This window comes from Micromonospora sicca (assembly GCF_003172935.1).
Taxonomy (GTDB): domain Bacteria; phylum Actinomycetota; class Actinomycetes; order Mycobacteriales; family Micromonosporaceae; genus Micromonospora; species Micromonospora sicca.
Genome location: NZ_QGKS01000427.1, coordinates 1 through 5,067, shown reverse-complemented (window position 1 = coordinate 5,067; position 5,067 = coordinate 1). Strand labels below are relative to the sequence as shown.

The 5,067-nt window shown below is 73.6% G+C and carries 5 protein-coding genes; 3 read left to right on the top strand and 2 right to left on the bottom strand.

Annotated features, from left to right (window positions below):
- The first annotated feature begins 55 nt into the window (after positions 1 to 55).
- From DKT69_RS32715 to DKT69_RS32705, 3 genes are read left to right on the top strand one after another with little or no spacing between them, the layout of a single operon-like run.
- Complete coding sequence (locus DKT69_RS32715) at positions 56 to 775, top strand: ABC transporter permease (RefSeq protein WP_236648499.1); 720 nt, start codon at positions 56 to 58, stop codon at positions 773 to 775.
- Positions 776 to 804: 29 nt separating this feature from the next.
- Positions 805 to 1,938, top strand: coding sequence for a sensor histidine kinase (locus DKT69_RS32710; RefSeq protein ID WP_109805278.1), 1,134 nt, complete (start codon positions 805 to 807; stop codon positions 1,936 to 1,938).
- Positions 1,935 to 2,558 carry a response regulator transcription factor gene (locus DKT69_RS32705; RefSeq protein WP_109805277.1) on the top strand — a complete coding sequence of 208 codons (624 nt, stop codon included), beginning with the start codon at positions 1,935 to 1,937 and terminating at the stop codon, positions 2,556 to 2,558. Before DKT69_RS32710 ends, DKT69_RS32705 begins: the two co-directional genes overlap by 4 nt.
- 9 nt (positions 2,559 to 2,567) lie before the next feature.
- Here DKT69_RS32705 and DKT69_RS32700 read toward each other — a convergent pair whose 3' ends face one another.
- Both DKT69_RS32700 and DKT69_RS32695 read right to left on the bottom strand, forming a co-directional pair.
- Positions 2,568 to 3,488 (bottom strand): L,D-transpeptidase, encoded by a 921-nt coding sequence (locus DKT69_RS32700; RefSeq protein ID WP_109805276.1) that lies wholly within the window; start codon positions 3,486 to 3,488, stop codon positions 2,568 to 2,570.
- A gap of 107 nt (positions 3,489 to 3,595) precedes the next feature.
- Positions 3,596 to 5,041 carry an alpha-amylase gene (locus DKT69_RS32695; protein ID WP_109805275.1) on the bottom strand — a complete coding sequence of 482 codons (1,446 nt, stop codon included), beginning with the start codon at positions 5,039 to 5,041 and terminating at the stop codon, positions 3,596 to 3,598.
- Positions 5,042 to 5,067: the final 26 nt, after the last annotated feature.

Here is a 5,067-nt window from a genome sequence, read left to right as displayed (position 1 = left end):
TCTCGATGGCCAGCACGGCGGTGGAGAACCCGCCCTGGGCGGGTTCTCCACCGCCGTGCTGGCCATCGAGATCCGCCGGGTCCTGCGCAACCGCCGGACGCTGGTCTTCATCCTGGTCATGCCGGCGGTCTTCTTCCTCCTCTTCGGACTCCCGCAACGCGGACAGGAGCTGCCCAACGGCCGCCCGGTCACCGGCTGGATCATGATCAGCCTCGCCGTGTACGGCGCCATGGTCGCCACCACCAGCGCCGGTGCCGCGGTGGCCACCGAGCGGGCGCTGGGCTGGAGCCGGCAGCTCCGGCTCACCCCGCTGCGCCCGCCCGCGTACGTGGCGACGAAGGTGGCCACCGCCATGGTGCTCGGGCTGATCGCGGTGCTCGTCGAGTTCGCGGTCGGCGCGGCCGCCGGGGTCCGGCTGCCCGTCCAGGTCTGGCTGCTGTCCGGGCTCACCGCCTGGCTCGGCTCGCTGGTCTTCGCCGCCTTCGGGCTCTTCGTCGGCTACCTCGCGCCGGCCGAGAACGTCATGCAGTTCATGGGCCCGATCCTGGCGATCCTGGCCATGCTCGGCGGCCTCTTCGTCCCGCTCGACGTGCTGCCGCACACGCTGCAGCAGATCGCCAAGTTCACCCCGGTGTACGGGGTCGGCCAGCTGGCCCGGGCCCCGCTGACCGGGGCCGGGCTGGACTGGGTGGCGCTGGGCAACGTGGCCGGCTGGACCGTGCTCTTCGGCCTCGGCGCGGCCCGGCTGTTCCGCCGGGACACCACCCGCGTCTGACCGGGACGGCGGAGGCTAGCGTGTTCCGGATGGACCTTCCGCCGGACCCGATCCGGCCGGCGAGCCGCCACTGGCGGGTCACCGGCTGGCTGCTGGCCGCGGTCTGGCTCTTCTTCCTCAACATCCCGCTGCTCGCCGCCCTGCACCAGCCGGAGGTCTGGCGGCGGGTGGTGGGCGCGGTGACGCTGCTCGCCTTCGGGGTCCTCTACGTCTGCGTCTTTCAGTGGGCGCGGGCCCAGCGGCAGCAGCACCGGCCCATCCCGGTCGGCCGGGCGTGGGCGGCCGTGGCGCTGCTGCTCGCGCTCGGGTTGGCCGGCATCCCGGGTACCGGCGGCGACTGGTTGACCACCCTGGTCTTCGTCGCGGCGGCGGCGGTGTTCCTGCTGCCGAGCCGGCACGCGCTGGCGGTGGTCGTCCTCGCCGCGCTGACCCCACCGGTCACCGCCGCGCTGGTGCCCGGCTGGGAGGCCGAGGGCACGGTGGTCTTCGCGGTGCTGCTCGCCTCGTTCGCCATGTTCGGGGTGACCCGGCTGGCCCAGCGCAACAGCGAACTCCAGGCCGCCCAGCAGGAGATCCGTCGGCTCGCGGTGGCCGAGGAGCGGGCGCGCACCGCCCGGAACCTGCACGACATCCTGGGCCACTCGCTGACCGTGGTGGCGGTGAAGGCGGAGCTGGCCGGCCGGCTGCTGGAACTGGATCCGGCCCGGGCGGCCACCGAGATCGCCGACGTGGAACGGCTGGCCCGGCAGGCCCTCGCCGACGTGCGGGGCACCGTCGGGGCGTACCGGGGGATCAGCCTGGCCGGGGAACTGGCCGGCGCCCGCTCCGCGCTCGCCGCCGCGGGCATCGCCGCGGAGCTGCCAGGCGGGGTGCCGGAGCTGCCGGCGGAGCGGGACGAACTCTTCGGCTGGACGGTACGGGAAGGGGTGACCAACGTGGTCCGGCATAGCGGGGCGCGGCGCTGCGTGATCCGGGTGGAACCGGGCCTGGTCGAGATCCGCGACGACGGGCGGGGACCCGCGGCGGCGTCCGCCGGGCCGGGCGGGCACGGGCTGGTGGGGCTGCGCGAGCGGGCCCGGCGGCTGGACGCCACGGTCACCGTCGGCCGTCGTCCGGACGGCCCGGGCTTCCTGCTCCGCGTCACCCTTCCGGTCGACCGGTGAGCGAGCCGATCCGGCTGCTGCTCGCTGACGACCAGGCGCTGGTCCGGGGGGCGCTGGCCGCGTTGCTGTCGCTGGAGCCGGACCTCACGGTGGTCGCCGAGGTCGGGCGGGGCGACGAGGTGGTCCCCGAGGCCCGCCGCACCACGCCCGACGTGGCCCTGCTCGACGTCGAGATGCCCGGCCTGGACGGGATCGCCGCGACCACCGCGCTGCGCGCCGCGGTGCCCGGCTGCCGGGTGCTGGTGGTGACCACCTTCGGCCGCCCCGGCTACCTGCGGCGGGCGATGGAGGCGGGCGCCAACGGCTTCGTGGTGAAGGACACCCCGGCCCGGCAGCTCGCCGACGCGGTACGCCGGGTGCATGCCGGGCTTCGGGTGGTCGACCCCACCCTGGCCGCGGAGACCCTGGCCACCGGGGCCAGTCCGCTGACCGAACGGGAGACCGAGGTGTTGCGGACGGCCCGGGGCGGCGGCACGGTGGCCCAGCTCGCCGCCGTGCTGCACCTGTCCGAGGGGACGGTGCGCAACCACCTCTCCGCCGCGATCGGCAAGACCGGCGCGCGGAACCGGGCCGACGCGGTGCGCATCGCCGAGGAGAACGGCTGGCTGCTCGGCGAGTGAGCGCGCCGGTCAGGCGGTGGCCGGCGGGGCGGGCAGCTCGTCGACCACCACGACACCGGTGCCGGCGGGCACCTCGCCGAGGAGTTGGCGCTGGCCGCTGCGGGTCAGCCGGATGCAGCCGTTGGTGACGTTCTGCCCGAGGGTGTCGTCGTTGTACCAGCTGTGCAGTCCGATGTGGGCACCGCGCAGCCCGGCCGGGACGGCGCCCGGATCGTCGGGGATCGCGCCGAGGGCGAAGATGTCCACCCCGCCGTAGACCGCCTGCGGCGGGGGCGTGCGGCCGAGGATGAAGGTCCGCCCGAGCGGGGTGAACTGGCCCGGCCGGCCGAGGCTGACCTCCCACGACTTCACCGGGCGGGCGTCGCGGTACCAGGTCAGCCGGTGCGGTCGGCGTTCCACCACGATCTGGTCGCGGAGCGCGACGGTGGTCCAGCCGCCGGCTGGCAGCCAGGCGATCCGGCGGTTGGCCGAGGGGAGCAGCACCGCCGTCCAGCCGACGCGGTGGTCGACCACCGGCATGGTCAGCTTCACGTCCCGGATGGTGGGGGCGAGGAAGGCCAGCGGGCGTCCGCCGGGCGCGTCGTAGGCGGCGATCTGCCGGGTGGGCGCGAGCCCCTCGGTGAGCGGGCGGGTGTCGCCCGATCCCGGGTCGGTGGGGAAGCCGCGTGGCGCGGGCTCGTAGTCCACGACCGGCAGGTCGTCCGGGGCGGGCGCCGCCGCGGGTACCGACTCCGCGGGTGTCGGCGCCGGGTCGGTCGCGACGGGGCCGACCGGGCCGGTCACCACGGGGCCGGCTGCGGCCCCGGTCGGCGTCGGCCCGCCGGTGAGCGTCCGCCCGACCAGCAGTGCGGCCAGGAGCAGCAGCGGTACGCCGAGCGCGGCGAGCAGCCAGCCCAGCGTCCAACGGGAGATCAAACGGTCAAACAGCACAAAGTGACTGTAAAGGACAGGAAGCCCCCCGCTCGGCTGAAGTGCGGTGCGGGGGGCCTCCGAGTCGGTCCGGGCCGGTCGGATCGGGCCGGCCGGGCCTGGTCGGGTCAGGGCAGCTTCGCGCCGATGTGGACGGCGACCGCGTCGTGCGCGTTGATGTTCGCCGCGAACCAGCCGTTGGCGTCCACCGTGATCACCGGCCCGCTGCAGGAGCCGTTGCTGAAGTCGCCGTGGATGACGTCGCAGTACCGGCCGGCGGGCAGCCCCGCGTAGTAGGAGCGGCCGGTGACCGCGAAGTCCTCGTCGTTGACGGTCAGGTAGCCCTTGCCGGCCCGGCTGAACGCGATGTGCTGGTACCCGTTGTCGTACCAGTTGGCCACGGCGGCGCCCTGGGTGGCGTTGTTGAAGGCGACCATGTTGGCGATGACCCGCCAGCGGTGCTCGCACTGCCAGCCCGAGTAGCAGGTGGTGTTGAGCGTCTTGTTGTCGGCGTCCGAGGGCGGGCCCTGGTCCCGGCTGCTGAACGTGAAGCTCGACATCACCGTCGGCCAGCCGTACGGCCAGGCCAGCATGAACGCGTTCGCGAGCGCGTAGGTGCCGCCGTTGCGGTAGGTGAGCACGCCGCCGTCGCGCTGGGTGTCGTGGTTGTCCACGAAGACCGCGGCCGAGCCGGTGGGCAGGTAGCCCCACGCCTCGCCGAAGTTCCTCAGGTACGCCAGCCGCTCGCTGTTGAACATCCGGGCGAGGTCCTTGCCGTACCGGAACTCGTGCACGTCGCCGTTGCCGGTGTACTCGGTCGGCTGGATCGGCTCACCGGCGCCGTAGATGACCTCCTGCACGACGTACGCCGAGCGGGAGAGCTTGCCCTTGATGGCGGCGATGTCGGCGGCCGGCATGTGCTTGCTGGCGTCCAGCCGGAACCCGTCCACGCCGAGCGAGAGCAGGTCGTTCAGGTAACCGGCGAGCTTCGACCGGACGTAGTCCGACTCGGTCCTGAGGTCTGCCAGGTTGACCAGCTCGCAGTTCTGCACCTCGTACCGGTCGTTGTAGTTGACGATGTCGTCGCCGCCGTTGCGGCCGCAGTGGTGGAAGTCCTGGGTCTGGTAGCTGCCCGGGTAGTCGTAGTGCCCGTACGACGAGCCGGCCCAGCCGGTGCCGCCGATGTCCTGGCCGGACATGTGGTTGATGACGGCGTCGACGATCACCTTGACGCCGGCGGCGTGGCAGGTGTCCACCATGGACTGGAACTGTGCGCGGGTGCCCTTGCGGGACTCGACCCGGTAGCTGACCGGCTGGTAGGCCAGCCACCACGGGTTGCCCTTGACGTGCTCCTGGGGCGGGGAGACCTGGACGTAGCCGTAGCCCTTGGGGCCGAGCACGCTGGTGCACTCGCTGGCCACCGAGGGCCAGTTCCACTCGAAGAGCTGGGCGATGACCTTCTTGGTGCCGGACGGGGCCGCGGCGGCCGGGGGAGCCGCCACGACGGTCGGTACGAGCAGGCTGGGGATCATGCCGAGGGCGAGGACCGCCGAGCGGCATCGGCGTCGATGCATCGGGACTCCTGGGGGGACGGGGGTGG